A 26525-nucleotide genomic window follows, 5' to 3' on the forward strand; every position below is an offset into this window, starting at 1 on the left:
CTGGGCCCAGGAGAGCTTGCCGCGCAGCTCGTTGGACTCCTTGATGGCCGTGCGGGTGGCGTTCTGTCGCGCTAAGGATCAGAGGGACGGCTCAGCCTGCCGCTAGGGCGTCGTCCGGTTTCCAGGAGGCGCCGGGCCGAGTCCGCGTGACGCAGGGCGGTCCGTCTCACAAGACCGCCGCCGGTTCGCGCCGGGCGGTGCGGCGGCGGGCCGCCAGTTCCGGATCGAGCACGGGTACGGCGGCCAGGAGCTGCTTGGTGTACGGCTCGCGCGGGCTGTCGTAGACCTCGTCGGCGGGCCCGTACTCGACCAGCCGCCCGCGCCGCATGACGGCGACCCGGTCGCTGACCTGACGGACGACGGCGAGGTCGTGCGCGATGAAGACGAGCGCGAGGCCGAGTTCCCGTTGCAGTTCGCCGAGCAGCGCGACCACCTGGGCCTGGGTGGTGACGTCGAGCGCGGAGACGGGCTCGTCGCAGACGATGACGCGCGGGTCCGCGGCGAGCGCCCGGGCGATGCCGATGCGCTGGCGCTGTCCCCCGCTGAACTCGTGCGGGTAGCGGTCGTAGTGCGCCGCGTCGAGCCCCACGCGCTCCAGCAGTTCCGTCACGCGCCCCCGGACACGACCCTCGTCGCTCCCCCACGCACGGCTTCGCCCCCACGGGAACCCCGACCCGCGCGCGCGGAGCGGGTCGGCGATGGACTCGCCCACGCTGCGGCGGGGATTGAGGGAGGAGACGGGGTCCTGGAAGACCATCTGGACGGCCGGGTTCACGCCGGTGTGCGGGTTCCCCTCGTAGCGGATCCCGCCGGCGGTCGGCTCCAGCAGTCCGACCAGCATGCGGCCGAGCGTGGTCTTGCCGCTGCCGCTCTCTCCGACCACGCCCAGGGTCTCCCCGCGCCGGACGGTCACCGAGACGTCGTCCACAGCGGCGAACGCCCGCTTGCCGCGCCCGAACTCGCGCCGCACCCCGGTGGCCTCCAGCACCACCTCGTCGGTGGCCCTGGAGCCGGTCCGGCGGGCGTCCACGCGCGGAACGGCGTCGAGCAGCCGGCGCGTGTACGCCTCGGCGGGCGCGGCGAGGACCGCGCCGACCGGGCCGCGCTCGACGGCCCTGCCGTGCCGCATGACGAGGATGTCGTCGGCGCTCTCGGCGGCCACGCCCACGTCATGGGTGACGAGCAGCAGGCCCATGCCGGTCTCCTCGCGCAGCGCGTGCAGGAGATCGAGGATCTGGGCCTGGACGGTGACGTCGAGGGCGGTGGTCGGCTCGTCGGCGATCAGCAGGTCCGGCTCGCAGGCGAGGGCCATGGCGACGAGCGCGCGCTGGCGCATGCCCCCGCTGAACTCGTGCGGGCGAGACCGGGAGCGCCGCTGAGCGTCCGGGATGCCGACCCGCTCCAGCACCTCGACGGCACGCGCGCGTGCGGCACGCCGTGACACCCGCGTGTGGACGCGGTGCACCTCGGCTATCTGGTCGCCGATCGCGTAGTACGGGTCGAGCGAGGACAGCGGATCCTGGAAGACCATGGCGGCCTTGGCGCCGCGCAGCCGGCGCAGTTCCTCGTCGGAGGCCGCCTGGACATCGGTGCCGGCCACCCGTACCGACCCTTCGACCCGGGCTCCGGTGCCCCGGTGCAGACCCAGCAGGGCGCCGGCGACCGTGGACTTGCCGGAGCCGGACTCGCCGACCAGGGCGAGGGCGGCGCCCTTCGCCAGGCTGAAGGAGAGCCCGTCGACGGCGCGCAGGGAGCCGAACTCGACGGTCAGGTCCGTCACTTCCACCAGGCTCATCCGAGCACCACCCGTCGGTCGGCCACCGCGTACAGGACGTCCGCGGCGGCATTGGCGAGGACTACGAAGAAGCCGATGACCAGGACCATGCCGACGACCACCGGCAGGTCGACGACCTTCACCGCGTGCACCAGCTCCTGGCCGATGCCCGGCAGGCCGAAGAGGGTCTCGGTGAGGACGGCGCCGCCGACGGCGGAGCCGACGTTGTTGGCGTTCAGCGCGATGACGGGCGCGAACGCGCCCCGCAGCGCGTGCCGCCCCACGACGGCACGCTCGCCGACGCCGTACGCCCGGAAGGTGCGGATGTGGTCCTCGGCGAGCGTCTCCAGCATGGCGGAGCGGGTCAGGCGGGCGAAGGCCGCCGCCTCGATCAGGGCGAGCGAGAGCCAGGGCAGCAGGAGGTTCCACGCCCACTGCTCGGGGTCGTCGGTGAGGTTCACGTACTGCGGGAAGGGCAGCAGTTGCAGTTCGCCGCAGACGACGATCATCAGGACCAGGCCGATGACGAACACCGGCGTGGCCGTGCCCGCCAGGGTGATCGCGGTCAGGACGCGCTCGCTGAGCCGGCCGCGCCGCCAGGTGGAGAGCACGCCGGTGCCGACGCCGAGCAGGAGCCACAGCACCATGGCCCCGAGGACGAGCGAGAGGCTGACGGGCAGCTTGGTCAGGATGATGTCCATGACCTGCCGGTCGCTCTGGTACGACTGGCCCAGGCAGGGCGCCGCGCAGTGCTCCACGGAGGTGCCGGTGGAGAAGTCCCGGCCCACGAGGAGCCCCTCCAGGAAGTGCCAGTAACGCACGTAGAGGGGGTCACCGAGGTTCAGCTGCAGGGCGACCTGGTGCACCTGTTCCGGCGAGCAGCGCGTGCCGCAGGTGATCTGGGCGACGTTGCCGGGGGTGGCGTAGAACACGACGTAGACGATCACCGAGATGGCGAGCAGGGTGATCACCGTGCCGACGGCCCGGCGCAGCAGGAATCCACCGAAGCCGCTCATACGGTCGCCTCCTTGTCGCTGTTCGGACTTCCGGCGCTGTTCGGACTTCCGGCGCTGTTTCCGGCGGTGTCCGCGCCCCGGTCGGCCGCGGCCTTGTCGGCCCCACTGGTCTCGCCGGTCTTGCCGGTCTTGTCCCGGCGGCCGGTGCCGATGCGCAGGCGGGAGGCGGCGCGTGGGTCCAGGGCGGCGCGCACGCCGTCGCCGAAGACGGTGAGGGCGAGGACGGTGACGAACAGGGCCCCGGCCGGGAGCAGCAGGTACTGCGGCGCGGCCTGGTACCAGACGTCGGCGGCGGTGAGCATCTGCCCCCAGGAGGGCGTGGGCGGTTTGACGCCGACACCGAGGAAGGACAACGCCGCCTCGACGGAGATGTTGATGGGGACGAGCAGCGCCGCGTAGGTGATGACCGGCGCGGCCAGCCCGGGGAGCAGTTCGCGGCAGGCGATCCGCCAGGTGTTCCAGCCGCTCAGCCGGGCGGCGGAGACATAGTCGAGCCCCTTCAGCGACAGGGTCTGCGCGCGCACGATCTTGGCGATGTTGCCCCAGGCGATCAGGCCGATGACAAGGGTGACCAGGACGGGCCGCGGGACGCTCGACGGCACGATCGCCAGCAGTGCCAGCGACATGATCATCAGTGGCATGGAGACGATGATGTCCGTTGCCCGGCTCAACAGTTGATCAACCCAGCGGTTTCCCAGCGCCGAGGCCACACCGACCGTGACACCGATGGCGACCTGCACCACCGTCGCGGCCAGCGCGACCCCCAGCGACACACGCGCCCCGTACACGAGCCGGGCGAACAGGTCGCGTCCGGTCTGCGGTTCGACACCCAGCCAGTGGTCGGCGCCGGCACCGCCGAAGGAGCCGATGGGCACGCCCCCGCGCGCGGAGTCGATCAGGGCCGGGTGGTAGGAGGTGGGGTCCTGGCCCTCCAGGGCGGTGAGCAGCGGCGCGGCGAGCGCGACCAGGACGAGCAGCGCGACGACGGTCGCGGCGGCCAGGGCGGCGCGCTGCGCCCGCAGCCGCCGCCAGAACTGATGTGCCCCCGAGGCCGCCGGGACGGTGGTGTCCGTCCCGGCGGGCTCGACGGCGGCACGTGCCTCGCTCACGGCGCTACTTCACCGCGACCTGGGAGATGTCCAGGACACCGGTCCAGTCGCTGATGACGACGTTCTTGACGTCCTCGCCGTACAGACGCTTGTAGACCGGGTGGAACAGCGGCACGACGAGGGCCTTCTCGCCGATCTTCTTGTCCAGCGCGCCCCACCGCGCGGCGGCGGCGTCGAGGTCGGTCAACTTGTTGATCGCGTCAATCTCATCATTGACCGACTTGTCGTTCAGCAGGCCCGTGTTGAAGTTCGCGCCGTCCTTGACGATCTGCCGTCCGTCGAAGATGGGAGCGAGGAAGGGACCGCCGGACGGCCAGTCTGCGCCCCAGTGGGCGAGGAAGAACCCCGGCTCGGTCTTCACGCTGTGGATCTTGTCCCGGTAGTCGTTGTCCTCCAGGCCCTGCAGCCTGACCGTGATGCCGGCCTTCTTGAGCGCGTCCTGGACGGCGGTGGCGATCTCCGGGCTGGTCTCGAAGTTCTTGTCGTTGGAATGCGTGAGGGTGATGGTCAGCCCGTTGCCGTGGCCGGCCTGCTTCAGCAGCTCCCTGGCCTTCGCCGGGTTGCCGGACTCGCCCGCCGGGAACGGGTCGTACGGCGTGTGGCCGAAGGACTTCTGATCGGGCAGGAAGGTGGTCGCGGGCTCGGCGAGGGCGCTGCCGCCGGCCGCGTTGACCACGGAGGACCGGTCGAGGGCGTACGCGACGGCCTGGCGCACCTTGGGGTCGTCGAACGGCTTCACGGTCGGGTTGAAGGCGATGTAGTTCGTGTAGCCGAAGTGGCCGGTGCCCACGCGCGCGGCCAGCTTCTTGTCACCGCTGACCCTGGCGAGTTCGGCCGGGCCGAGGTTGGTGTCCGTGGTGACTGCGGCGGCGTCAGGTCCCTGGGACGCGGACAGCCGCTGGTTGATCACCGAGGAGTCGAGGCCGGAGCGCACGTCGATCGTGTCCGGGTACGCCTTGCGCTCGGCGTCGGTCGCCGCCGACCAGTTCGGGTTGCGCTCCAGGACGAGGTGCTCGCCGTCGTTCTCGTTCTTGACGACCTTGTAGGGGCCGGACGAGACGGGGTGCGACTCGTACTTGGTGCCCGTGTCCTTGCCCTTGGGCACCGGGGTGAACTGCGTCTGCGTGGCGAGGTACGGGAACTCGCCCTCGGGCTTGTCCAGGTGGAAGACGATGGTCCGGGAGTCCGGCGTCTCGATCGACGGCAGTCCCTTCTTGTCCTTGTACGGCCCCTGGTAGTGGGCGGCCCCGACCAGCCAGTCGCGCAAGTAGGGGGCGCCGCCGGAGAGTTCGGGGGCGAAGGAGCGCTCGATGCCGTACTTGATGTCGGCCGAGGTGATCGGCGTGCCGTCCTCGTACCTCAGGCCCTTCTTCAAGGTGTACGTCCACACGGTCGCGTCCTTGTTGGGGCGCCCGGTGTCGGTGGCGAGGTCCGGGACGACCTGGGCGCCGGCCGCGCCGTTCTCGCGATTGCGCGTGGTGAGGGTGCGGAAGACGAGCGAGGGAACGTTTCCACCGCCGGAGGTGTACAGACGCGCGGGGTCGAAGTCGCTCTGCGGCTCGGAGTTCAGGACCGTGAGCGTGCCGCCCTTGTGGGGCGTGGAGTCGCCACCGGAGCCCTTGGCATCGCTGTCCTTCGGGCCGCAGGCGGCGGCGCCCGCTGCCACGACCAGGCTGACGGATGCCGCTGCCACGCGGCGCGCTATGACGGACGGTTGACGCATCGGAATGACGACCTCTCGGGGTGACGAGTCGTGGTTGATCGAGGGTTTCTCGATAACTGAGACGTGTGAACGAGGAGTGAGACGACTGCGGACAGACGTCGGCCCCGGCGTCGGGTCGTCGAAAAGTCCGTGACACGGTCACGGGCACGAAGGGAAGAGGTCGCGACGCGAACGCCGGGCAGGCGGCGTCAGCGACAGTGGATGTCGGCCACGCAGAGTGCGGTCACGCCGATGAGCGCCAGCTCGAAGGCTGCGCTCGCACGGACGGCATGACGGGACCACATGCGCAGAAATATGAACGACCGGACGGGCTTATGTCAATGTGACATAAGCGGTGTCCGTCAACTGCTGGGATAGGGCCACGGGTTGGGACGACAGTGGATTCCGTCGTGGTCCAGGAACTTCGTCTGCTGCTGCATGACGGGCGCCAGCGCGCCGTCCTTCTGGCAGCTGACGTGTCCGTGGCCGAGCCGGTGCCCGACTTCATGGTTGATCAACATCTGCCGGTAGGCATGGATCCGGTCACCGTACGTCTGGCTGCCCTGAGCCCACCGGTACGCATTGATCATGACGCGTTCGGTGGCGGCCGAGTCGCAGGAGACGTTCTCCTCCAGGGTGTCCAGGCCGGACTTGGCACACCACTTGACGGTGGTACCGGGGCTGGCCAGGGTGATCACGAAGTCGGGCTTGCCGGAGGAGACGCGCTCGAAGGCGAGGGCACCCCCGTGGGCCCAGCTGCGCTTGTCGTTCAGGGTCTTCTGCACGGCTTCGGCGAAGAGCGCGCCGTCCAGTCCCAGCCCCTGCTCGACATCGACGCGGTACCGGTACTTCTGCCCGGGGCCGGGTGCCCTGTCGAGACCGGGCACCGCGTCGAACTTCCCCGACCCGGTCAGCTTGGCGCCGAGGGGGTACTTCTTGGCCATCTTCTGGTCGTACGTCAGCGTCAGCGCGCTCGGCGGGGCGGAGGGCGCCGGTTCGCCGGAGGTCCGCGTGTCGTGGGCCCGGCCGGCGGCGGACCCCGACCGGTCGTCGCCGTCGGCGCGCCCCTTGGTCACCTGACCGGCGACGACCACCGCGAGGACGGTGGTGACGGCAGCCGCCGCGATGCCGGTGAGGGCCCACCCCTTGTTCGCGCCCCGTTGCGCGGGCACACCGGCGCCGTCCGCCGCGGCGACGGGATCCTGCTGCGCCTCGGCCGGCCGGCCGTCGACACGGCGCGTCCGGCCCGCACCGGCGGCGAGGACGCCGGTGTCCCCGGCCTCCCCGGTGTTCGGGGCGTTCCGGGCGTCCCCGGCAACCTCGGTGCCCCTGACGCTCCGGGAGTCGCCGTCGCCGCCGTCGAAGGCGTCGAGGTAGTCCTGCCGGGGTCCAGGGCCGCGCCCCGGTCCGCCCGGCCGCGCCTGCCGCTGCCGCGGGAGCACCACACCGGACCTGCCGTTACCGGCCGCCCGCCCGGCGGCGCCGGGTCCACCGGCACCGGTCTGCCGCCCGGCGAACTCTCCCCAGCCGCCTCCGGCCTCCCGCTGCTCGGGATGCCCGTCCCGCGCGGGAGCGCCCTCCGGCGAACCCGGCACACCGCGCTCGAGCGCGCCGCCGGAAGCCCCCGGCGCCCCCTGCGCAGCAGCACCGTCCGGAAGAAGCCCGGACCTGCCGCGCGCCGGAGCACCGCCGGGAACCCCGGACCTGCCGCGCGCGGGAACACCGTCGGGCAGCCCGGACGTGCCCCGCGCGGCCGTGCCGTCGGGAAGCCGGGACGCACCACGCGCCCCCGTACCGTCAGGCAACCGGCGCACACCGCGACCCGGAGCACCGCCGGAAGCCCCCGACGCCCCCTGCACGGAAGCACCGTCCGGAAGCCCGGACCTGCCGCGCGCCGGAGCACCGCCGGAAGCCCCCGACGCCCCCTGCGCAGAAGCACCGTCCGGAAGCCCGGACCTGCCGCGCGCGGGAGCACCGCCGGAAAGCTCCGGCGTCCCTTGCGCAGGAGTGCCGTCGGCAAGCCTGGGCGTGCGGTGTGCCGGAGTGTTCTCCGACAGCTGGGGTGTCTCGTCTCCCTGACCGGCGGGGCGTGCCGCGCCCCGTCCGCTGCCCTGGTTCTCCCGCTGTGCGGTTATCTCCGCGGAATCGCTCTTCGGAGCCGGTCCGCGGCGGCTGTGACGTCCCACCCCTGCCCTCAGCTCCCCGCACCCACGCCGGCGGCGACGCCGTCGGCGGAGTCGGCCGCCCGCGCCAGGAGTTCCCGGAACGCGTCGGCCACCACCTCGGGGTACTCCATCATCGCCACATGCCCGGCGTCCGGCAGGGTCAGCAGGCGGGAGTCGCGGAAGGCACGGGCCGCCTTGCGGGCCATGCGGAAGCCGACCAGCTGGTCCCGGCCGCCGTAGACCAGCAGGGTGGGGGCCAGCACCCGCTCGGCCTGGCGCCACAGCCCGTGCTGTCCGCCGAGCGTGTAGGCGTTGACGATCCCGCGCGCGGAGCGGGCCATCGCGTCCCAGAAGTACGGCAGTTGCAGCCGCCGCTCCAGTTCCTCCACGGCGTGCGAGAACGCCTCCGGCGAGACCCGGCCGGGGTCGCCGTAGCAGAGCCCCATGACACCGCGCACCCGCTGCTCGGCCGTCCACTCCTTGGTGAACCGGGTGAACAGGGCGGCGATCCCGGGCACGCCGAGCAGTCCCGTCGGCACCGCGGTGCGCTGGATACGCAGCTCCGGCAGGGCGGGCGAGACCAGTGTGAGCGTGCGGACGAGGTCGGGGCGTACGGCGGCCACGCGCGTGGCGACCGCGCCGCCGAGAGAGTTGCCGAAGAGGTGGACCGGACCCCGGCCGGCCGCGTCGAGGTGACGGATCACCGCGCGCGCGTGCCCGGTGACGGAGTAGTCGCCGTCGTCCGGGGGCGGTGAGTCGCCGAAGCCCGGCAGGTCGACCGCCTCGCCGTCGACGACGCCGTCCAGCTCGGCCATGAGCGACGACCAGTTCTGCGAGGAGCCGCCCAGCCCGTGGACGTACAGCGCGGGCGGCAGGCCCTCGCGCGCGGGAGGCCGGGAACGGATCGACAGGGTGACGCCGGGAAGGCCCACGGACCGCAGCCGCTCACCCTCACCGACCCGGACGGGCGCCACCCTGGGGAGCACACTGGCGGCCGACACGGACGGCGACTCGGTCGAAGACATGCGGCAATGTTACGAGGTGATCACGTCGGGGTTCGTGTGTTCGCCGTCACAGATTGAGCCGTGCGCATCCGGAGAACCGGTCAGCCGACGGGCCTGATGGCATGGCGTCCCGATCAGCTGTCTCCTAGGCTCGTACAGAGGGCACCCGCGTGTGGCCCCTGCCGCTTCCAGGGACGTCCGGAGGAAGGGAGCCCACCATGGCCTATGACCCCATCGAGCCCGACGCGATCGAGGACATCGACGACCCGGCGGCCGGCACGACGCCGGAGTTCGACGTCGAGGCACCCGAGGTGGACGCTGCCGAGCAGCACACGGAGATCGCGCCGGAACGCGACGACCCGCTGACGGACGTGGACCCGGACCGTGGGAACGAGGCCGATCTCATCGAACAGGCGCGCGTGGTCCCACCCGACGAGGACGACTACCGCTGACCTCGCGGGACCCGTCCGGCCGCCCCTGGGGTGCCGCACGGCTTTCGCCGCCGTCCGGTACGTGAAATTCTGCGCTCGCACCGCGCACACCACGGTTACCGAAAAGTACGATGGCCGCGCGGCCGACACCGCATGTGGACGACATTGGGAGGCGGCGTGACAGCCATCGAGCAAACTGAGGCGGCACGCCCACGCGGCACCCGTCTGCCGCGCCGTGCCCGGCGGAACCAGCTGCTGGGCGCCGCTCAGGAGGTTTTCGTCGCGCAGGGCTACCACGCGGCGGCGATGGACGACATCGCCGAGCGCGCCGGTGTGAGCAAGCCGGTGCTGTACCAGCACTTCCCCGGCAAGCTCGACCTCTACCTCGCCCTGCTGGACCAGCACTGCGAGTCGCTGATCCGGGCGGTGCGCAGCGCGCTGGCGTCGACGACCGACAACAAGCAGCGCGTCCGGGCGACGATGGACGCCTACTTCGCGTACGTGGAGGACGACGGCGGAGCCTTCCGGCTGGTCTTCGAGTCCGACCTGACAAACGAGCCCGCGGTGCGTGAGCGCGTGGACAAGGTCACCAACGAGTGCGCCGAGGCGATCTGCGACGTCATCGCCGAGGACACCGGCCTCTCGCGCGCGGAGTCGATGCTGCTCGCCTCCGGTCTCGGCGGACTCGCTCAGGTGGTCGCCCGCTCCTGGCTGCACAGCGACCGCAGTGTCCCGCGCGACCAGGCGGTGCAGTTGCTGGCCTCGCTGGCCTGGCGCGGCATCGCCGGATTCCCGCTGCACGGCACGGAGCACCACTGACGGCCACCCGCTCGCGGATTCATTCCCGCACGGTGTTCGCTCCTGGCGTTCCGGCCCGCAGCATGTCCGTCCCCTCACCGGGCTAATGTGTGCGGAGTACGGCGCGATGATCGCGCACATCACTGACCGTCGGAGGGACATAGCCGTGGAGGTCAAGATCGGCGTGCAGCACGCGCCCCGCGAGATCGTTCTGGAGAGCGGTCAGAGCGTCGAGGAGGTCGAGCGCCTGGTGGGCGACGCGCTGTCCGGGAAGACGCAGCTGCTGAGCCTCCAGGACGAGAAGGGTCGCAAGGTCCTGGTGCCGACGGACCGTCTGGCGTACGTGGAGATCGGCGAGCCGACCGTGCGCAAGGTGGGTTTCGGCACGCTCTGAGCCGAAGTCGTCAGAAGGGCCCGGCGGCCGTTGCCGCCGGGCCCTTCCGTGTGGCGGTGCCTGGAGATGTACACGGACGGAGCACAACTTCTCCCCAGCGGATGATTGCAATCCGCAGGTCACGGGTATGACGGGCTACGACCGTCGAGCCAGACCGGCCGTGGGAGGGACCCTCGACATGATCTTGGAAGTGCTCGGCTCCGCCGTGCTCGGTCTGATCCTCGCCTGGGCGGCGGCGCACCGTCTCGGCCACCGGCTGCCGACCCGCCCGCTGGTGTACGCGACGGGCGTCGCCGGAGCCCTCTTCGGGGACTTCGTCACCCACACCGCGCTGGGCCCCGGCACCGCCGTACTCAGCATCCTGGGTGCCGCGGTCATCTCGGTGGCGTCCCTGTCCCTGCTCCTCCGCCCGGCCGGCCGCCTGCGCCGACGATCAGCGACGGCGTAGACGACCAGCGACGGCGTAGCGGACAGCGCCCGCGCGGGGGCTCCGGGAACCGTGCGACGGGCCGCAACGCGGCCACAACGGGCCCGAACCGTGAAGTACCCCGGGCCGGACGTCAGGCGGCCAGGCCCAGCGCGGCCATCCGCTTCGTGTGCGCCTCCGTGATCCGCGAGAACATCCTCCCGACCTCGGCGAGGTCGAACCCGTCGGCCACACCGCCCACCAGCATCGTGGACAGCGCGTCCCGGTCGGCGACGACCCGCTGCGACTGCGACAGCGCCTCGCCCATCAGCCGCCGTGCCCACAGCGCCAGCCGGCCGCCCATACGCGGGTCGGCGTCGATGGCCGCGCGCACCTTCTCGACCGCGAACTCGGCGTGCCCGGTGTCGTCGAGCACGGCGAGCACCAGCTCGCGCGTGTCGGAGTCGAGGCGGGCCGCGACCTCACGGTAGAAGTCACTCGCGATCGAGTCACCGACGTATGCCTTGACCAGACCCTCCAGCCAGTCCGAGGGCGCGGTCTGCCGGTGGAAGCCGTCCAGCGCGGCCACGAAGGGGTCCATGGCGGCCGTCGGCTCCTCGCCGATCTCGGCCAGCCGGTCCCGCAGCCGCTCGAAGTGGTGGAACTCGGCCGAGGCCATCTTCGCCAGCTCCGCCTTGTCCGCGAGGGTCGGCGCGAGCTTGGCGTCCTCGGCGAGCCGCTCGAACGCCGCCAGCTCCCCGTAGGCGAGCGCGCCGAGCAGGTCCACGACCGCGGCGCGGTACTGCGGCTCGGCGGACGCCTGCGCCCAGTCCTGGGCGGCGACACCGGTGGGTTCGGCGGCTTCGGCGGACGCGTTCTCAGGCTTGTCAGAGCTAGTCATGAGGCGCACAATAGCCCGCTCGGCGGCTCCCCCGAGTCCCTTGCCGATCACTGTGACCACGACTACGTGACCAAATCGGCCATCGCATGTGCGGGAATCCGGGGTATGGTGGTAATGCGCCTGCCGAGTGCGTCGACGATGTTCGACGTGTCCGGACAGGGCGCACGCATGAGGATGCCCGGTCGGTGGCCCGATCGGCTCCGACCTGACAGCCCTCCCTGGCCGTACGACGCAGTACGTACGACGACCGGAGGGACACCCTCAGCGGTACGAGCGCTAGAGCGTCGGCAGAGGTCCCGTGTCATACGGCTTGCCCGAGTGGTTCGCCCGTACGGCGGCCGACGTCCCCGGCACGGTCAGACATGACCCCCGCGCTCGCCTCGCACCGCGCACACAGAAGAGGCAGCACCCTGACTACGACGTTTCGTGAACTTGGGATCCTCCCCGAGACCGCCGAGGCCCTGGAAGCCGTCGGCATCATCAACCCCTTCCCCATCCAGGAGATGACGCTTCCCGTCGCCCTTTCCGGCACGGACGTCATCGGCCAGGCCAAGACCGGTACCGGCAAGACGCTGGGCTTCGGCCTCCCCCTCCTGGAGCGCGTCACCGTCCCCGCCGACGTCGAGGCCGGACGCGCCGCCCCCGAGGCCCTGACCGACGCCCCGCAGGCGCTCGTCGTCGTCCCCACGCGCGAGCTGTGCACGCAGGTCACCAACGACCTGCTGACGGCCGGCAAGGCCCGCAACGTGCGCGTGCTGGCGATCTACGGCGGCCGGGCCTACGAGCCCCAGGTCGAGGCCCTGAAGAAGGGCGTCGACGTGGTCGTCGGCACCCCGGGCCGCCTCCTCGACCTCGCCGGCCAGAAGAAGCTGAACCTGAAGCACGTCAAGTGCCTGGTGCTGGACGAGGCCGACGAGATGCTCGACCTGGGCTTCCTGCCCGACGTCGAGAAGATCATCAACATGCTGCCGGCCAAGCGGCAGACCATGCTGTTCTCGGCGACCATGCCGGGCGCGGTCATCGGCCTCGCGCGCCGCTACATGTCCCGGCCCACGCACATCCGCGCCACCGCGCCGGACGACGAGGGCGTGACGGTCGCGAACATCAAGCAGTTCGTCTACCGCGCGCACAACATGGACAAGCCGGAGATGGTCGCCCGCATCCTGCAGGCCGACGGCCGCGGACTGGCCATGATCTTCTGCCGCACCAAGCGCACGGCCGCCGACATCGCCGAGCAGCTGGAGCGCCGTGGCTTCGCCTCCGGCGCGGTCCACGGCGACCTCGGCCAGGGCGCCCGCGAGCAGGCGCTGCGCGCGTTCCGCAACGGCAAGGTCGACGTCCTCGTCTGCACCGACGTCGCCGCGCGCGGCATCGACGTCGAGGGCGTCACGCACGTCATCAACTACCAGTCCCCCGAGGACGAGAAGACGTACCTGCACCGGGTCGGCCGGACCGGCCGCGCGGGCGCCAAGGGTACGGCGATCACGTTCGTCGACTGGGACGACATCCCGCGCTGGCAGCTGATCAACAAGGCGCTCCAGCTGGACTTCAACGACCCGGTGGAGACGTACTCCAGCTCCCCGCACCTCTTCTCCGACCTCGGCATCCCGGAGGGCACCAAGGGCACCCTGCCGCGCTCGGAGCGGACCCGTGCCGGTCTGGACGCGGAGGAGCTGGAGGACCTGGGCGAGACCGGCGGACGGGGCGCACGCGGCCGTGGCCGTGGCGGCCGCAACGACCGCGGTGACCGCAACGACCGCAACGACCGCGGTGACCGCAACGACCGCGCTGCGGCGCCCGAGGCCGAGCGTGAGCGTCCGGCCCGTACGCCGCGCCGTCGCCGCCGCACCCGCGGCGGAGCGCCGGTGGACGCCTCCCTCGCCGGGTCGGCGCCGGTCGCCGAGACCGCCGGTACGGAGGAGGCCCAGGCCGCGACGCGCACCCCGCGCCGCCGCCGTCGCACGCGCAGCGGAGCGTCCGCGCAGCCGGTGACGGCCGCCGTGACGCCCACGACCGCCGTCGAGACCACCCCCGTCGAGACCGCCCCCGTCGAGACGGTGGTGACGGCGGAGACCCCGGCGACCCCGGCGACCCTGGAGACCCCGGAGAAGCCGCGCCGCCGCCGTACCCGGAAGTCGGCGGCGACCGAGCCCACCGTCGCGGACACCCCGGTGGCCGAGCCGGCGGACGCGAAGTCGCCGGCGGCCGAGCCCGTGACCGAGCCCGTGATCGCGGACGCCCCGGTGACGGAGCCCGCGCCCGAGGCCGCGCCGGTCGCGGAGACCAAGCCGCGCCGCCGCACGCGGAAGACGGCCCAGTCGGTGACCGAGGCGGAAGCGGCAGTGGACACGGCCGAGCCCGTCGAGACCAAGCCCCGCCGCACGCGGAAGACCACGGCACCCGCCGAGGCCGCCGTCGACACCGCCGAGGCCACCGAGGCCAAGCCGCGCCGGACCCGCAAGGCCGCCGCGACCGCCCCGGAGACCACGGAACCGGAAGCCGAAGCGAAGCCCCGCCGCACCCGCAAGACCGCGGCCGCCGCCGAGGCCACCGCCGACACCGCCGAAGGCACGGAGCCCAAGCCCCGCCGCACGCGGAAGACCACGGCACCCGCCGAGGCCACCGTCGACACCGCCGAGGCCACCGAGGCCAAGCCGCGCCGGACCCGCAAGACCGCCGCGACCACCCCGGAGACCACCGAACCGGAAGCCGAAGCGAAGCCCCGCCGCACCCGCAAGACCGCGGCCGCCGCCGAGGCCACCGCCGACACCGCCGAAGGCACGGAGCCCAAGCCCCGCCGCACGCGGAAGACCACGGCACCCGCCGAGGCCACCGTCGACACCGCCGAGGCCACCGAGGCCAAGCCGCGCCGGACCCGCAAGACCGCCGCGACCACCCCGGAGACCACCGAACCGGAAGCCGAAGCGAAGCCCCGCCGCACCCGCAAGACCGCGGTCGCCGCCGTGGAGGCGGTCGACGGGAACGCGGTCGCCGCTCCCAAGGCGCGACGGACCCGCAAGGCCGTCGCCGAGGCGCCTGCTCCGGAGATTCCGGCGCAGGCCACCGAGGAGCCGGAGGCCAAGCCGCGGCGCCGGACGACCCGCAAGACGGCGGCGTCGGCCGCCGAGGCGGCCGGTGAGAGCGCCGAGACGACGCCCAAGCCGCGCCGGGCCCGCAAGGCCGCGGCGGCCGTGGAGGCCCCCGAGGCCTGATCCGGGCGCCGCCTGCGCGGCGGCACAGACCGGTCCGATGGCCGGGTTCACTACGGTGGACCCGGCCATCGGCGTTCCCGGCCGGCCGCCTCCGTCCCCACGGCCCGCCTCCGCCCCGCACCCACCCGGCACGCCCCCGCCCCGCTCCGGCCCGATAGCCTCTCCCCCATGAGCAGGCCCGTCACCTTCGTCCCGCCCGCCGGTGCGCGCGCGTACCCCCTGCGGACGGCTCGCGGCGAGTTCGCCGTGGTGGACGCTCCCGTGGCCGTCGGTGTGGAGCCCAGGGGCGTCGCGCTGTTGCTGCCGGGGTTCACCGGGAGCAAGGAGGACTTCAACGCGCTGCACGTGCCGCTCGCCGGGCGTGGATACCGGACGGTCGCCGTGGACGGCCGGGGCCAGTTCGAGTCGGACGGGCCCGTGACGGACGAGTCGGCCTACGCGCAGGAGGAGTTGGCGCGGGACGTACTCGCGCAGGCGGAGGCGGTCGGCGGCCCGGTGCACCTGCTGGGGCACTCCCTCGGCGGTCAGATCACGCGCGCGGCCGTACTGCTCGACCACGCGCCCTTCCTGTCGCTCACCTTGGTGTCCTCCGGGCCGGCGCAGATCTCCGCGTCCCAGCAGGAGCGCGTCAAGCTGCTCCGGGACGCACTCGCCGTACTCGGCATGGCGGAGGTGTGGGAGGCGATCCAGGCGATGGAGCCGCCGGAGGAGACGGACACGCCCGCGCTCGACGCCGGGCTGGACGACCAGGACGACCTGCGGCGCCGCTGGCTGGCCACGAAGCCCGCCCAACTCCTCGCGACCGGGCGCCAGTTGTGCACGGAGCCGGACAGGGTGGCGGAGCTGGCCGCCGTTGGGCTGCCGTTCCACGTGCTGTCGGGCGCGCGGGACGACACCTGGCCGCTGCCGTTGCTCGACGACATGGCGGTACGGCTGAAGGCGCGGCGCACGGTCATCGAGGGCGCCGAGCACTCACCCAACACCGACCGCCCCCTGGAGACCGCCCGGGCGCTCGCCGACTTCTGGGACGGCGTCCCGGCAGAGCGCCGGAAGAGGCCGGCGCCGTAGACCGGGCAGCCGGTACTGCGCCCGGCGGCCGGTACTGCGCGGCGGCTAGTACTGCGCCCGCAGATGCCCCCAGAACCCGTCCCTGAGGGCGCGCCGCAGGTCCGCATGGCCGCGCAGGGAGTACTGGAGCAGTTCCTCGGCCTCGACCAGCAGGTCCTGGTCGACGGAGCCGGGCAGGTAGGGATGGCCGGGGAGCAGTTCGACGAGGGCTTCGCGGCCCCGGGAGGCGAGCCACCGCGCCGCGATCTGGGCGCCGACGAAGCGCACGTCCTCGCGGCTCGGGCGGGTGGCGCCGGTGGCGTCGTACGCGGCGGCCGTGCGCCGGGAGACGTACGGCTTGAAGAACTCCAGGTCGAAGGTGCGCTGGCTGTCGACCTCCCAGAGCAGCGGCTCGGCCTGGTTGCGGCCCTCGGGCGCCTCGATGCCCCAGAGGTGGACGCGGGCGCCGTAGCCCTGGGCCGCCTCGACCGCCGAGACGAGGTCCTCGTCGCCGCCGAGGAGGGCCGCGTCGCTGATCGCGCGGTGCCTCGCCAGTGACTCCAGGTCCGAACGGATGAGCGAATCAACGCCTTTCTGCTGGTTGTTGGCGTTGAGGTTGCCCAGGCGGACCTTGACGTCGGGCAGTTCGGCGATGGTCTGCTGCTCGGCGGTGTGGATGCGGCGGCGGGCGCCGTCGTACCAGTAGACGCGCAGCAGCCGGCTGTCCGCGAAGATCGTGCGCGCCTTGTCGATCAGGGCGTCGATCAGCCCCTCGGCGTCGAGGTCGAAGGCGCGGCGGTCCTCGGTTCCGGCGACCAGCCGGCCGGCGGCGGCGTACAGGTAGCCCGCGTCGACGAAGATCGCGTGGGTCGAGGGCGTCTTGGCGACCTCGGCGAGCATGCGTTCCAACAGCTCGTTCGTGCGGTCGATACGGGCGCCCAGGGCGGCCAGGTCGTCGTTCATCGCCTCCATTGTCCCGGTGGTCACAGTCCGAACACAACCGGTCCCGGTGGGTTCAGCACACGCCGCTTACCAGTCAGTAATTAGTTGTTCGAAAAATTTCTTTAGCGTAGGGAATGTTCGTAACACAGGACGCGTTGACTATGTACGACGCCGGATACACGGGCGTCACTCCAAGTAGTTCTCCGCAGGAGGATGACCAGACGAAGGGAGAAGCCCATGCGCTTCGAAATCATGCGACTCGACGAGGTCGACGGCACCACCGTGGACAGCACCGTCGTGGACGCCGCCTCCGTCAACCGGATCGTGCAACAGGCCGCCGCCGTAGGACAGCGCCTGTGGATCCGTCCGGCCGAGACCCCGGCCTCGTAGCCCGCACGCGGGCAGCAGCCACTCAAGCTTTCCGGGGGAGCCGAGCCGACGAGGGCTCAGCTCCCCCGGATCACCTGAGTGACCCCGTTGATGATCTGCTGGACCGCGATCGCGGAGAGCATCATGCCCGCGAGGCGCGTCACCAGGACCACGCCGCCGTCCTTGATGACCCGGATGATCAGCAGCGAGTAACGCATCACCAGCCACAGCACGACATGGATCGCGAGGATCGCGGACCACACCGAGACCTGCGTGGACACGCTGTCGGCCTTCTGCACGGCCAGGATCACGGACACGATCGCGCCGGGGCCCGCCAGCAGCGGCATGCCCAGCGGCACGAGCGCCACGTTGACGTCCTTGGTCTGCTTCGGCTCGTCGGTCTTGCCGGTGAGCAGGTCCAGCGCGATCAGCAGGAGCAGCAGCCCGCCCGCGATCATCAGCGCGGGCACGGAGACGTGCAGGTAGTCGAGGATCTGGTGGCCCAGGACGCCGAAGACGGCGATGACCCCGCCCGCCACGCAGACGGCCTGGAAGGCCATCCGCTTCTGGACCTTGGCCGGCCGTCCGGCGGTCAGGGCGAGGAAGATCGGGGTGATCCCAGGGGGATCCATGATGACAAAAAGGGTCAGGAACAGGGAGCCGAAGATGGCGATGTCGAACATGGGCGTGCTACAGGCCTTGCTGGGAGAAAAGAAGTGAAACGGGCGTGAAGGCGGCGGCGTGAGCCTGCGTGGAACGGCCCCCGAGGGCCTCAGGCTCCGCCGGTACCCGGCACCGGGAACGCCCCGGTGGCCCGCCGGGTGATCTCCCCGTACATCTCGGGGTCGGTCCTGTAAGCGCCGAGCGCCACTGTCTTGCGGCTGCCGTGGTAGTCCGAGGAGCCCGTGACCAGCAGCCCCGTCTCCTTCGCGAGACCCCGCAGCCGGGCCCGGGCGTCGAGGTCGTGGTCCATGTGGTCCACCTCGATGCCGTCCAGACCGGCCTCGGCCATCTCGGCGACACGGGACTCCGGCACGGTACGGCCGCGCTTGGCGGCGGCCGGGTGCGCGAACACACAGACCCCGCCCGCGGCCTTGACCAGCCGGATCGCCTCGAAGGGGTCGGTCTCGTGCTTCTCCACGAAGGCCCGCCCGCCGTCCGCCAGCCACTGCTCGGTGAACGCGTCGCTCACCGTCGGTACGACGCCCAGCTCCACCAAGGCGGTCGCCACGTGCGGACGCCCGACGGAACCCCCGGCGGCGATCCGGTCGACCTGCTCCCAGGTGACCGGCACGCCCAGCGCGTTCAGCTTGGCGATCATGCCCTTGGCCCGCGGCACCCGGTCGTCCCGGACCAGCTCGCGCTCGGCGAGCAGGGCGGGCTCCTCGGGGTCGAAGAGGTAGGCCAGCAGGTGCATGGAGATGCCGTCGATCCGGCAGGACAGCTCGGCGCCGGTGACCAGGGTCAGCCCCTCGGGCAGCGCGGCGATCGCCTCGGCGTGGCCGCGGGTGGTGTCGTGGTCGGTCAGCGCGACGACATCCAGTCCGGCCGCGGCGGCTTTGCGCACCAGTTCGGCCGGGGTGTCCGTACCGTCGGAGGCCGTGGAGTGACAGTGCAGATCGATGCGCACGGTGACTCCAGGCGAGGACGGAAGGGAAGGGGACACCTAAGGATAGCGGGGTTTTCCCCCTCCCCTGTCACAGCCTCAACCGCTCAGCGCCCCCTACCGACGCCTCCGCGGGCGCCGTGCACGGAACCGACGACCGGCGACCGGCGACCGGCGGACGTCACGGCCGGAGCAGGCGCGGCGACAACGCCCCGCAGGGCACCAGGTCTATCTCCGCCCCCGCGTCCCGCAGATCGGTCAGCACCAGCTCGTCGTACATGAGCAGGCCGGACTGCTCGGGCCACATCACGGCCCACACCCACATCCCGAGCGCCTCGCCCGCGAAGACGGCCCGGTCGTCCGGGGTGCGGTAGACGTGCCACAGCGGAGTCGGGCGGCCGGCGGCGAGCACCTTGGCCTGCGGCGGCTTCTCCACGTTCATGTACGACCCCGGGTCCGGGCCGTCGATGCCGGCGTACCACGCGCCGAGGCCGACACCCAGTTCCTCGGCGATCAGGATCAGCTCGCCGGGGCCGCCGAGCGGCCCCGGGCCCGAGCAGGCCACCGCGGTCGCGCGGCCACCGCTGCGGTCGTCCCCGGCGTACGCGACACCCGTGAACAGCCATCCGACCGGAAGCGGCCACGGCATCCACACCGGCACCTGGGTGCGCTGCACGACGACGTTGAGCGCCTCGACGCTGGGCGGGATCACGGGCTGCAGCGGATACACCGGGCCGTGCTCGTCGCACTGCCACGCATCGGCGAAGAGGCCGGGAGCCCTGACCCGGCCACCGCACTTCGGGCAACTGGGTTCGCCCCTCATAGGGCTCCACGGTCCTACCCCTGCCCGCCCACGTCAAGGACGATCACCCGTCCGGAGGGAAGACCCGACCACGGGGCCGACCAGCCACGATAGATGCATCTTGCATTAATTAGATGAGCTAACTTATTATGTGTATAACCCAACTACCTATGTGAGGACAGGAGAAGCACATGGACCCCTTCGACGCGGGTGCCGGCGGCATCCTGCGACAGCCCAAGGCGGTCTGGGCCACGGCCGGCGCGTCCGTCGTCGCCTTCATGGGCATCGGCCTCGTCGACCCGATCCTGCCGTCGATCGCGCAGGGCCTGCACGCCACCGCCAGTCAGGTGTCCCTGCTCTTCACCTCGTACTTCCTGATCACCGCCGTCGCGATGCTGCTGACCGGCTTCGTCTCCAGCCGCGTCGGCGGCAAGAAGACCCTGCTCGCGGGCCTCGCGCTCGTCGTGGTCTTCGCGGGGCTCGCCGGCACCTCGGACTCGGTCGGCCAGCTCGTCGGGTTCCGGGCCGGCTGGGGGCTCGGCAACGCGCTCTTCGTCTCCACCGCCCTCGCCGTCATCGTGGGCGCGGCGGCCGGCGGCAGCGCCGCGGCGATCCTGCTGTACGAGTCCGCGCTCGGCCTCGGCATGGCCTGCGGGCCGCTGCTGGGCGCGCTGCTCGGCAACGCCAGCTGGCGCTACCCGTTCTTCGGCACCGCCGCCCTGATGGCCATCGGGTTCCTCTGCATCACGGCGTTCCTGAAGGAGCAGCCCAGGCCGGCGCGCAGGACCTCGGTCCTCGACCCGATCAAGGCGCTCGGCCACGGCGGCCTCGCCTCGGCGGCCGTATCGGCGTTCTTCTACAACTACACGTTCTTCACCGTGCTGGCCTTCACCCCGTTCGTGCTGAACATGACCCCGTACAAGTCGGGCGGCGTGTTCTTCGCCTGGGGTGTGCTGCTCGCCCTGTTCTCGGTGGTCGTCGCACCCCGCATGCAGGCGCGGTTCGGGTCGCTGAAGGTGCTCGGCGGCTCGCTGGTGCTGCTCGCGGCGGACGTGCTCGTCCTCGGCTACGGCGGCCACACCGCCGCCGTCGTCTGCACGATCCTGTCCGGTGCCTTCATCGGCGTGAACAACACCGTCTACACCGAACTCGCCCTCGGGGTGTCGGACGCCCCGCGCCCGGTGGCGAGCGCGGGCTACAACTTCGTCCGGTGGTTCGCCGCCGCGGCGGCGCCCTACTTCGCGCCGAAGATCGAGGAGTGGACCGACATCCACATCCCGTTCGTGGTCGCCGCGGTCACCGCGGTGCTGGGCGCCGCGGTGGTCGTCGTACGGCGCCGGGCCCTCACCCACGAGGCGGAGGAGCTGGAGCCGGGGCACGCGACCGAGGACGGGGTCGGCGTCTTCGCCAACTGACCGGATTCCGCCTTACGTTGAGGTGAGGTCAGTCACTCGGCGGACGGCGGAGGTCAGTCCAGCGGGACGGATCCGCGGGCCGGGTCCCTCAGGTCCGTCCCGTTCGCGAGCCAGCGCTCCTGGAGGGCCTGGGCGCCGTGCACGCGCTTCCAGGCGGCCTCGTTGGGGGTCATCGGCAGCAGCGGCAGGAACCGTACGGGGTCCATGGGGGCGTCCAGCTCCAAATCTTCCACGAGCCCGCCGGGCTCACCCACGAGCACCGAGGTGAACAGGGCGCCGGGCCACAGCGCCTCGCCCACGTCCAGGGAGGCGCCCGGGGCCACCACGAGGCCCTCCACCTGCGGGGTCGCGGCCAGAACGGCCAGCGGTCGGAGCACCTTGTCGGTGTCGGCGAGACCGGCGCGGACGGACAGGACCAGTTCGGCGCGCGGGCCCTCGACCGGGTCGGCCAGCATCGCCGTAGGGTCCGTCATGGGGTGCCGGGACATGCCGAGGGTGGCGTACCTGACGACGTCCCCCTCCTGGAAGCGGAGCACCTCGATGCGGTCCGTGCCGAGGAAGGTGACCGCCGCCCGCGCGTCCGGTTCGCCGAGCGCGGTACTCAACCGGGCCTCGACCAGAGGAAGAACATCAGCCATGCGCTGAGCATAGAACTCGTCAGTAGCGAGCAAAGCGTCGCCTTGACAGTACGGGCGGCTGGTACTGTGAGCCGGTGGTTCGGGGCAGCGCGCCTGGGGGTCTCCCCAGATCCTTCAGTCACTGGGGGAGTCGCTATCGGGTCCCGACGCCGACGAGACTCCCTTACGAGGGACCGGCCGGAGGAGGTGGGGCTGTCATGGATCGAAGTCGACCTGGTAGTACCACTCGCTCTTCCGGCTGCTGATGTAGTACCGGCCGGCCGCCGCCTTCCTTTGAGCATCGTCTGTTCGGAAGAGCACTTCGTCTCGCTTTGCCTGATCTGTCTGATCTGAATCAGTTCTGCATCAGTAGCGAAGTCGCCACCGCGACGGTGCGGTGCTCCCCGCTTTGTGGACGTGCCAAACATCCCTCCCCTGACCCAACGGGGGAGACCTCCGCAGGACGTCCCCATTCCGGGTAGTTCCACCCCTTGCCGTGCGCTTTCGCTGCCCGCCCGCGAAGGAGCCTGCCCATGTCGATGATCCGCGACCTGCGTGCCGTGGTCCGCCCGTCGTCCCGCGTCTCGCTGCGCAAGGACACCAGCGCGTCGTACGACACCACGCGTGACCCCGCGACGCCCTCGGCCGTCGTCGACTGCGCCGTCTACCGCGACGGCGCCCGGGTGCCGAGCGCCAAGCCGCCGACCCCGCAGGAGGCGATGCGGCAGGTGCGCCGCGACGGCGGGTTCGTCTGGATCGGCCTGCACGAGCCGACCGAAGCCGAATTCGCCGGTATCGCGGGCGAGTTCGGGCTGCACCCGCTGGCGGTGGAGGACGCGGTGCAGGCGCACCAGCGGCCCAAGCTGGAGCGGTACGACGACTCGCTCTTCACCGTCTTCAAGACCATCCACTACGTCGAGCACGACCGGCTCACCGCCAACAGCGAGGTCGTCGAGACCGGTGAGGTCATGTGCTTCACCGGCCGGGACTTCTTCATCACCGTGCGGCACGGCGGCCAGGGCTCGCTGCGCGCCCTGCGGCACCGGCTGCAGGACGACCCGGAGCTGCTCGCCAAGGGCCCCTCGGCCGTGCTGCACGCCATCGCCGACCATGTCGTGGACGGCTACATCGCCGTCGCCGACGCCGTCCAGGACGACATCGACGAGGTGGAGACCGAGGTCTTCTCACCCGGCCGCAAGGGCGGGGTCTCGCGCGGTGTGGACTCGGCGCGCATCTACCAGCTCAAGCGCGAGGTACTGGAGTTCAAGCGCGCGGTGGCACCCCTGCTGCGGCCCATGCAGCTGCTGAGCGAGCGGCCGATGCGGCTGATCGACCCGGACATCCAGAAGTACTTCCGGGACGTCGCCGACCACCTCGCCCGGGTCCAGGAGCAGGTCGTGGGCTTCGACGAGCTGCTCAACTCCATCCTCCAGGCGAACCTGGCGCAGGCGTCCGTCGCGCAGAACGAGGACATGCGCAAGATCACCGCCTGGGCGGCCATCATCGCCGTACCGACGATGGTGTGCGGGGTGTACGGCATGAACTTCGACCACATGCCCGAGCTGCACTGGAAGTACGGCTACCCGGTGATCATGGGGGTCACGGTGGTCCTGTGTCTGAGCATCCACCGCACGCTGAAGCGCAACGGCTGGCTGTGAGGGTGCGCTGGTGTGCGTGGCCGGCCTGGATAGGCTGGGGCGCATGACAAGCGAGCTGCTCGACCGGGCCCTCATCGAGGAGGCCTCGAAGAAGTCCGGCCTCATCTGGGTCCGGGGCGCCGCCGCACCGGCCGCGCGTGCGCTGTGGCATGTGTGGCACGAGGGCGCGGTGTGCGTCGTCGGCGGCGGGCCGGGCGAGCAGCCGCTGGAGGGGCTGGCCGACGGCGGTTACGCCGAGGTGAGCGTGCGCAGCAAGGACAAGGGCGGCCGGCTGGTGACGTTCCCGGTGGCCGTGCGCGAAGCGGCGCCCGGCTCCGAGGAGTGGGAGGCGACGGTCGCCGAGCTGAAGGGCAAGCGGCTGAACGCCCCCGACGGCGAGGAGATGCCGGCCCGCTGGGCCCGCGAGTGCCGGGTGCTCCGCCTGGTGCCGACGGGCACCGTGACCCCGGTACCGGACGGCGACCTGGCCGAGCGTCCGCTGCCGACCCCGGCGACGACCCGCCGGCCGGTACCGGCGAGCCTGCCGAAGCTGCTGCTCAAGCGGCGCAAGAGGAAGTGACGGACGGGAACCCGGGTTCGGACCCGGGCGGGGAGGCCCGAGCGGAGCCCCGCACCGCCTGGCCGTACCGCAGCGGCTGAGCACACCCCCCGGGCGGCCCCGACATGGGCTCGGCGCGACCCTTCAGGGGCCGGGCTCGGCGCGACCCATCGCGGGCCCTGCGTGCGCTCGGCGCGGCCCTTCGCGGGCCCTGCGTGCGCTCGGCGCGACGCCCCGGGCGTGGCTCTACGACGTCGGCAGCTGCTTGCCGTAGTCCACCGTGTCCGACGGGGCCGGTTCCTTGACGGTGAAGTCCTTGCCCCAGTCCGCGAAGCCGAGCGTCCCCGCGCCTCCGGCCCGGACCAGGCGCAGGGGGTACGGCCGGCCCTCCAGGGACACGTCCAGCGTGCCGCCGGAGCCCTTGTCGCCGGTGATGCGGATCGTGCGGGTACCCGACTGGTCGGTGTGGTGGCCCTCCGTCGCCAGCGTGCCGTGCAGTGTCAGCAGACCGTCGAGGAGGACGCCCTTGTCCGTGAACCCGCTGAACTTCCTGTACGCCGGGTCCCCCTGCGGGACTTTCACGTACTTGCCGTCCAGCTTGCCCGTGGCGCCGTCACTGCCGTCGGCGTGGTTCCAGAAGTCCGCGTCGGCCTTCAGGTACAGCTCCTTGCCCACCCGCAGCAGCTTGAAGGTCGCCCCCTGGGAGGTCACCGACCCGCTCCCGCCGTCGGTCTTGAGCTGCATGTCCAGCTGGTACGTACGGCCACTGGTGACCACGGTGCCGGACAGCCGTACGGCAGGGGCCGCGTCCGCCGCCGCCCGCGTCCTCGCCTCGATCCTGTCGGCGGGCAGTTTGCCCACACCGTTCGTCCCCGCGTCCGGATCGTCACCGCCGCCGCATGCCGACAGCACCATCGCTCCCGTGACGGCCAGTGCGCAGGTCGCGGTCACCAGCGCGGTCCGGCGGGTACGGCCCTGGGAGATCGCAGTCACAGGTGGAGCTGCCTTTCTGACGGTTCCTGAGCGGCGTACCGCAGCGTACCGGTGCCCCGGCCGCCCGGCGGAGCCCGTCCGTACGGACTCCCCACCAGGGCGTATCCGACCGGTACGGGCTAGCCTGAAGCGCACCCGAGCGGGCAATCCCGAGCAAATCCCACACAACAGTCACCCTCGATTCCCAGGCAAAGGAAGCAGAGCCATGGCAGCCGGCGTCCCCCGGATCTTCGTCTCGCACCTCGCCGGGGTCCCCGTCTTCGATCCGAACGGCGACCAGGTGGGCCGCGTGCGCGACGTCGTCGTCATGCTCCGGGTCGGCCGGCGGCCGCCACGCGTCCTCGGGCTGGTCGTCGAGCTGTCCACCCGGCGGCGCATCTTCCTGCCCATGACCCGGGTCAGCGGCATCGAGTCCGGCCAGGTCATCATCACCGGCGTCATGAACGTCCGCCGCTTCGAGCAGCGGCCCACCGAGCGACTGGTCTTCGGCGAGCTGCTGGACCGGCGCGTGACGCTGGTGGAGACCGGTGAGGAGGTCACCGTCCTCGACATGTCCGTGCAGCAGCTGCCCGCCCGCCGGGACTGGGAGGTGGACCGCGTCTTCCTGCGCAAGGGCCGGAAGGGCAGCGCCTTCCGGCGGGCCAAGGGCGAGACACTGACGGCCGAGTGGTCGGCCGTCACCGGCTTCTCCCTGGAGGAGCACGGGCAGGGCGCCGAGAGCCTGCTCGCCACCTTCGAGCAGCTGCGCCCCGCCGACCTCGCCAACGTGCTGCACCACCTGTCCTCGAAACGGCGGACCGAGGTCGCCGCCGCCCTGGACGACGACCGGCTCGCCGACGTCCTCGAAGAGCTGCCGGAGGACGACCAGATCGAGATCCTCGGCAAGCTCAAGGAGGAGCGCGCGGCCGACGTGCTGGAGGCGATGGACCCGGACGACGCGGCCGACCTGCTCTCCGAACTGCCCGAGGAGGACAAGGAGCGGCTGCTGAGCCTGATGCAGCCCGCCGACGCGGCCGACATGCGCCGCCTGATGTCGTACGAGGAGCACACGGCCGGCGGTCTGATGACGACGGAGCCGATCGTGCTGCGGCCCGACGCCACCGTCGCCGACGCGCTCGCCCGGGTCCGCAACCCGGACCTCTCCCCCGCCCTCGCCGCCCAGGTCTACGTGTGCCGTCCGCCCGACGAGACCCCGACCGGCAAGTACCTGGGCACGGTCCACTTCCAGCGGCTGCTGCGCGACCCTCCGTACACCCTGGTCAGCTCGGTCCTGGACGACGATCTGCAGCCGCTGGACCCGGACGCCACCCTGCCGGTCATCGCCGGGTTCTTCGCCACCTACGACATGGTGGCGGCGCCCGTGGTGGACGAGTCCGGCGCGCTGCTCGGCGCGGTGACCGTGGACGACGTGCTGGACCACATGCTGCCCGACGACTGGCGGGAGACGGAGTTCCACCTGGACGGCGGGGAGGAGGCGCCCACCCATGGCTCCTGAGCGCGAGACCGCGAACCGCGAGCGCAGTCCGGCGGGCGCCACGGCCGCCCCCCGGCCCCGGGCGCGGCTGGACAACGCCCGCCCGCCGCGCCGGGGGATCCTGCCCGAGTGGGAACCCGAGGCCTTAGGCC

General features: G+C 71.8%; 25 protein-coding genes. 11 read left to right on the forward strand and 14 right to left on the reverse strand.

Annotated elements, in window-relative coordinates; genetic code table 11:
- Positions 1-166: 166 nt before the first annotated feature.
- From AB0B40_RS34845 to AB0B40_RS34875, 7 genes are all read right to left on the reverse strand, one after another.
- The gene (locus tag AB0B40_RS34845; protein ID WP_345056687.1) at positions 167-1795 is read right to left on the reverse strand and encodes an ABC transporter ATP-binding protein; all 1629 of its coding nucleotides are present in this window, start codon (positions 1793-1795) and stop codon (positions 167-169) included.
- Positions 1792-2790, reverse strand: coding sequence for an ABC transporter permease (locus AB0B40_RS34850; protein WP_345056689.1), 999 nt, complete (start codon positions 2788-2790; stop codon positions 1792-1794). The genes AB0B40_RS34845 and AB0B40_RS34850 overlap by 4 nt, the downstream gene beginning before the upstream one ends.
- Positions 2787-3899 carry an ABC transporter permease gene (locus AB0B40_RS34855; RefSeq protein WP_362267516.1) on the reverse strand — a complete coding sequence of 371 codons (1113 nt, stop codon included), beginning with the start codon at positions 3897-3899 and terminating at the stop codon, positions 2787-2789. The genes AB0B40_RS34850 and AB0B40_RS34855 overlap by 4 nt, the downstream gene beginning before the upstream one ends.
- 4 nt (positions 3900-3903) lie before the next feature.
- Entirely contained in the window at positions 3904-5622 is a 1719-nt protein-coding gene (locus tag AB0B40_RS34860; RefSeq protein WP_345056693.1) for an ABC transporter substrate-binding protein, read from the reverse strand.
- Positions 5623-5810: 188 nt separating this feature from the next.
- Positions 5811-5906 carry an Ms4533A family Cys-rich leader peptide gene (locus tag AB0B40_RS34865; RefSeq protein WP_345056695.1) on the reverse strand — a complete coding sequence of 32 codons (96 nt, stop codon included), beginning with the start codon at positions 5904-5906 and terminating at the stop codon, positions 5811-5813.
- Positions 5907-5963: 57 nt separating this feature from the next.
- Positions 5964-7196: a DUF3152 domain-containing protein gene (locus AB0B40_RS34870; protein WP_362267518.1), complete on the reverse strand. Its 1233-nt coding sequence runs from the start codon at positions 7194-7196 to the stop codon at positions 5964-5966.
- Positions 7197-7795: 599 nt separating this feature from the next.
- Positions 7796-8791 carry an alpha/beta hydrolase gene (locus AB0B40_RS34875; RefSeq protein ID WP_345056699.1) on the reverse strand — a complete coding sequence of 332 codons (996 nt, stop codon included), beginning with the start codon at positions 8789-8791 and terminating at the stop codon, positions 7796-7798.
- Positions 8792-8988: 197 nt separating this feature from the next.
- Between AB0B40_RS34875 and AB0B40_RS34880 the strand changes: the two genes are divergently transcribed.
- The 4 genes from AB0B40_RS34880 (at position 8989) to AB0B40_RS34895 (ending at position 10841) form a co-directional block, all read left to right on the forward strand.
- Positions 8989-9222: a hypothetical protein gene (locus AB0B40_RS34880; protein WP_345056701.1), complete on the forward strand. Its 234-nt coding sequence runs from the start codon at positions 8989-8991 to the stop codon at positions 9220-9222.
- A gap of 156 nt (positions 9223-9378) precedes the next feature.
- Positions 9379-10020 carry a TetR/AcrR family transcriptional regulator gene (locus AB0B40_RS34885; RefSeq protein WP_345056703.1) on the forward strand — a complete coding sequence of 214 codons (642 nt, stop codon included), beginning with the start codon at positions 9379-9381 and terminating at the stop codon, positions 10018-10020.
- Positions 10021-10165: 145 nt separating this feature from the next.
- A complete protein-coding gene (locus AB0B40_RS34890) occupies positions 10166-10393 on the forward strand; it encodes a DUF3107 domain-containing protein (RefSeq protein WP_345056705.1) in 228 nt (75 codons plus the stop codon).
- A 178-nt stretch (positions 10394-10571) separates the two neighbouring features.
- Complete coding sequence (locus tag AB0B40_RS34895; RefSeq protein ID WP_362267521.1) at positions 10572-10841, forward strand: hypothetical protein; 270 nt, start codon at positions 10572-10574, stop codon at positions 10839-10841.
- A 112-nt stretch (positions 10842-10953) separates the two neighbouring features.
- Here AB0B40_RS34895 and AB0B40_RS34900 read toward each other — a convergent pair whose 3' ends face one another.
- Positions 10954-11709, reverse strand: coding sequence for a ferritin-like fold-containing protein (locus AB0B40_RS34900; protein ID WP_345056709.1), 756 nt, complete (start codon positions 11707-11709; stop codon positions 10954-10956).
- Between the two features lie 494 nt (positions 11710-12203).
- Between AB0B40_RS34900 and AB0B40_RS34905 the strand changes: the two genes are divergently transcribed.
- A complete protein-coding gene (locus AB0B40_RS34905) occupies positions 12204-14912 on the forward strand; it encodes a DEAD/DEAH box helicase (RefSeq protein WP_362267530.1) in 2709 nt (902 codons plus the stop codon).
- Positions 14913-15080: 168 nt separating this feature from the next.
- Positions 15081-15980: an alpha/beta hydrolase gene (locus AB0B40_RS34910; RefSeq protein ID WP_362267522.1), complete on the forward strand. Its 900-nt coding sequence runs from the start codon at positions 15081-15083 to the stop codon at positions 15978-15980.
- 45 nt (positions 15981-16025) lie between these two features.
- Here the strand turns inward: AB0B40_RS34910 and AB0B40_RS34915 are convergent, their stop codons facing one another.
- Positions 16026-16931, reverse strand: coding sequence for an NYN domain-containing protein (locus AB0B40_RS34915; protein WP_345055713.1), 906 nt, complete (start codon positions 16929-16931; stop codon positions 16026-16028).
- Between the two features lie 207 nt (positions 16932-17138).
- Here AB0B40_RS34915 and AB0B40_RS34920 point away from each other — a divergent pair, with 207 nt between their 5' ends.
- On the forward strand, positions 17139-17291 hold the full coding sequence (locus AB0B40_RS34920) for a hypothetical protein (protein ID WP_086805833.1): 153 nt from the start codon (positions 17139-17141) through the stop codon (positions 17289-17291).
- A 56-nt stretch (positions 17292-17347) separates the two neighbouring features.
- Here AB0B40_RS34920 and AB0B40_RS34925 read toward each other — a convergent pair whose 3' ends face one another.
- From AB0B40_RS34925 to AB0B40_RS34935, 3 genes are all read right to left on the reverse strand, one after another.
- Positions 17348-17953 (reverse strand): MarC family protein, encoded by a 606-nt coding sequence (locus AB0B40_RS34925; protein ID WP_345055671.1) that lies wholly within the window; start codon positions 17951-17953, stop codon positions 17348-17350.
- A gap of 89 nt (positions 17954-18042) precedes the next feature.
- Positions 18043-18900: a PHP domain-containing protein gene (locus tag AB0B40_RS34930; protein WP_362267525.1), complete on the reverse strand. Its 858-nt coding sequence runs from the start codon at positions 18898-18900 to the stop codon at positions 18043-18045.
- A gap of 157 nt (positions 18901-19057) precedes the next feature.
- A complete protein-coding gene (locus tag AB0B40_RS34935) occupies positions 19058-19699 on the reverse strand; it encodes a DUF6758 family protein (RefSeq protein WP_345055673.1) in 642 nt (213 codons plus the stop codon).
- Positions 19700-19869: 170 nt separating this feature from the next.
- Between AB0B40_RS34935 and AB0B40_RS34940 the strand changes: the two genes are divergently transcribed.
- Positions 19870-21093 carry an MFS transporter gene (locus AB0B40_RS34940; RefSeq protein ID WP_345055674.1) on the forward strand — a complete coding sequence of 408 codons (1224 nt, stop codon included), beginning with the start codon at positions 19870-19872 and terminating at the stop codon, positions 21091-21093.
- A 53-nt stretch (positions 21094-21146) separates the two neighbouring features.
- Here the strand turns inward: AB0B40_RS34940 and AB0B40_RS34945 are convergent, their stop codons facing one another.
- Positions 21147-21731, reverse strand: a complete 585-nt coding sequence (locus AB0B40_RS34945) for a suppressor of fused domain protein (RefSeq protein ID WP_345055675.1) — start codon at positions 21729-21731, stop codon at positions 21147-21149.
- 512 nt (positions 21732-22243) lie between these two features.
- Between AB0B40_RS34945 and AB0B40_RS34950 the strand changes: the two genes are divergently transcribed.
- Entirely contained in the window at positions 22244-23368 is a 1125-nt protein-coding gene (locus AB0B40_RS34950) for a magnesium and cobalt transport protein CorA (protein WP_345055677.1), read from the forward strand.
- 43 nt (positions 23369-23411) lie between these two features.
- On the forward strand, positions 23412-23927 hold the full coding sequence (locus AB0B40_RS34955) for a hypothetical protein (protein ID WP_345055678.1): 516 nt from the start codon (positions 23412-23414) through the stop codon (positions 23925-23927).
- 225 nt (positions 23928-24152) lie between these two features.
- Here the strand turns inward: AB0B40_RS34955 and AB0B40_RS34960 are convergent, their stop codons facing one another.
- On the reverse strand, positions 24153-24899 hold the full coding sequence (locus AB0B40_RS34960) for a hypothetical protein (protein ID WP_345055680.1): 747 nt from the start codon (positions 24897-24899) through the stop codon (positions 24153-24155).
- Between the two features lie 205 nt (positions 24900-25104).
- On the opposite strand from AB0B40_RS34960, the gene AB0B40_RS34965 reads away from it, so the two are divergent.
- On the forward strand, positions 25105-26394 hold the full coding sequence (locus tag AB0B40_RS34965) for a CBS domain-containing protein (RefSeq protein ID WP_362267528.1): 1290 nt from the start codon (positions 25105-25107) through the stop codon (positions 26392-26394).
- Positions 26395-26525: the final 131 nt, after the last annotated feature.

The organism is Streptomyces sp. NPDC042638 (genome assembly GCF_040647235.1).
GTDB classification, from domain to species: Bacteria; Actinomycetota; Actinomycetes; order Streptomycetales; family Streptomycetaceae; genus Streptomyces; species Streptomyces rameus.

What these genes read in the sequence shown, in the direction of transcription:
- AB0B40_RS34915 (WP_345055713.1), bottom strand. Translation starts at nt 16,931, where the DNA reads ATGGAGGCGATGAACGACGACCTGGCCGCCCTGGGCGCCCGTATCGAC.
- AB0B40_RS34965 (WP_362267528.1), top strand. Translation starts at nt 25,105, where the DNA reads ATGGCAGCCGGCGTCCCCCGGATCTTCGTCTCGCACCTCGCCGGGGTC.
- AB0B40_RS34850 (WP_345056689.1), bottom strand. Translation starts at nt 2,790, where the DNA reads ATGAGCGGCTTCGGTGGATTCCTGCTGCGCCGGGCCGTCGGCACGGTG.
- AB0B40_RS34935 (WP_345055673.1), bottom strand. Translation starts at nt 19,699, where the DNA reads ATGAGGGGCGAACCCAGTTGCCCGAAGTGCGGTGGCCGGGTCAGGGCT.
- AB0B40_RS34865 (WP_345056695.1), bottom strand. Translation starts at nt 5,906, where the DNA reads ATGTGGTCCCGTCATGCCGTCCGTGCGAGCGCAGCCTTCGAGCTGGCG.
- AB0B40_RS34860 (WP_345056693.1), bottom strand. Translation starts at nt 5,622, where the DNA reads ATGCGTCAACCGTCCGTCATAGCGCGCCGCGTGGCAGCGGCATCCGTC.
- AB0B40_RS34895 (WP_362267521.1), top strand. Translation starts at nt 10,572, where the DNA reads ATGATCTTGGAAGTGCTCGGCTCCGCCGTGCTCGGTCTGATCCTCGCC.
- AB0B40_RS34920 (WP_086805833.1), top strand. Translation starts at nt 17,139, where the DNA reads ATGCGCTTCGAAATCATGCGACTCGACGAGGTCGACGGCACCACCGTG.
- AB0B40_RS34880 (WP_345056701.1), top strand. Translation starts at nt 8,989, where the DNA reads ATGGCCTATGACCCCATCGAGCCCGACGCGATCGAGGACATCGACGAC.
- AB0B40_RS34950 (WP_345055677.1), top strand. Translation starts at nt 22,244, where the DNA reads ATGTCGATGATCCGCGACCTGCGTGCCGTGGTCCGCCCGTCGTCCCGC.
- AB0B40_RS34845 (WP_345056687.1), bottom strand. Translation starts at nt 1,795, where the DNA reads ATGAGCCTGGTGGAAGTGACGGACCTGACCGTCGAGTTCGGCTCCCTG.
- AB0B40_RS34910 (WP_362267522.1), top strand. Translation starts at nt 15,081, where the DNA reads ATGAGCAGGCCCGTCACCTTCGTCCCGCCCGCCGGTGCGCGCGCGTAC.
- AB0B40_RS34925 (WP_345055671.1), bottom strand. Translation starts at nt 17,953, where the DNA reads ATGTTCGACATCGCCATCTTCGGCTCCCTGTTCCTGACCCTTTTTGTC.
- AB0B40_RS34945 (WP_345055675.1), bottom strand. Translation starts at nt 21,731, where the DNA reads ATGGCTGATGTTCTTCCTCTGGTCGAGGCCCGGTTGAGTACCGCGCTC.
- AB0B40_RS34875 (WP_345056699.1), bottom strand. Translation starts at nt 8,791, where the DNA reads ATGTCTTCGACCGAGTCGCCGTCCGTGTCGGCCGCCAGTGTGCTCCCC.
- AB0B40_RS34955 (WP_345055678.1), top strand. Translation starts at nt 23,412, where the DNA reads ATGACAAGCGAGCTGCTCGACCGGGCCCTCATCGAGGAGGCCTCGAAG.
- AB0B40_RS34940 (WP_345055674.1), top strand. Translation starts at nt 19,870, where the DNA reads ATGGACCCCTTCGACGCGGGTGCCGGCGGCATCCTGCGACAGCCCAAG.
- AB0B40_RS34905 (WP_362267530.1), top strand. Translation starts at nt 12,204, where the DNA reads ATGACGCTTCCCGTCGCCCTTTCCGGCACGGACGTCATCGGCCAGGCC.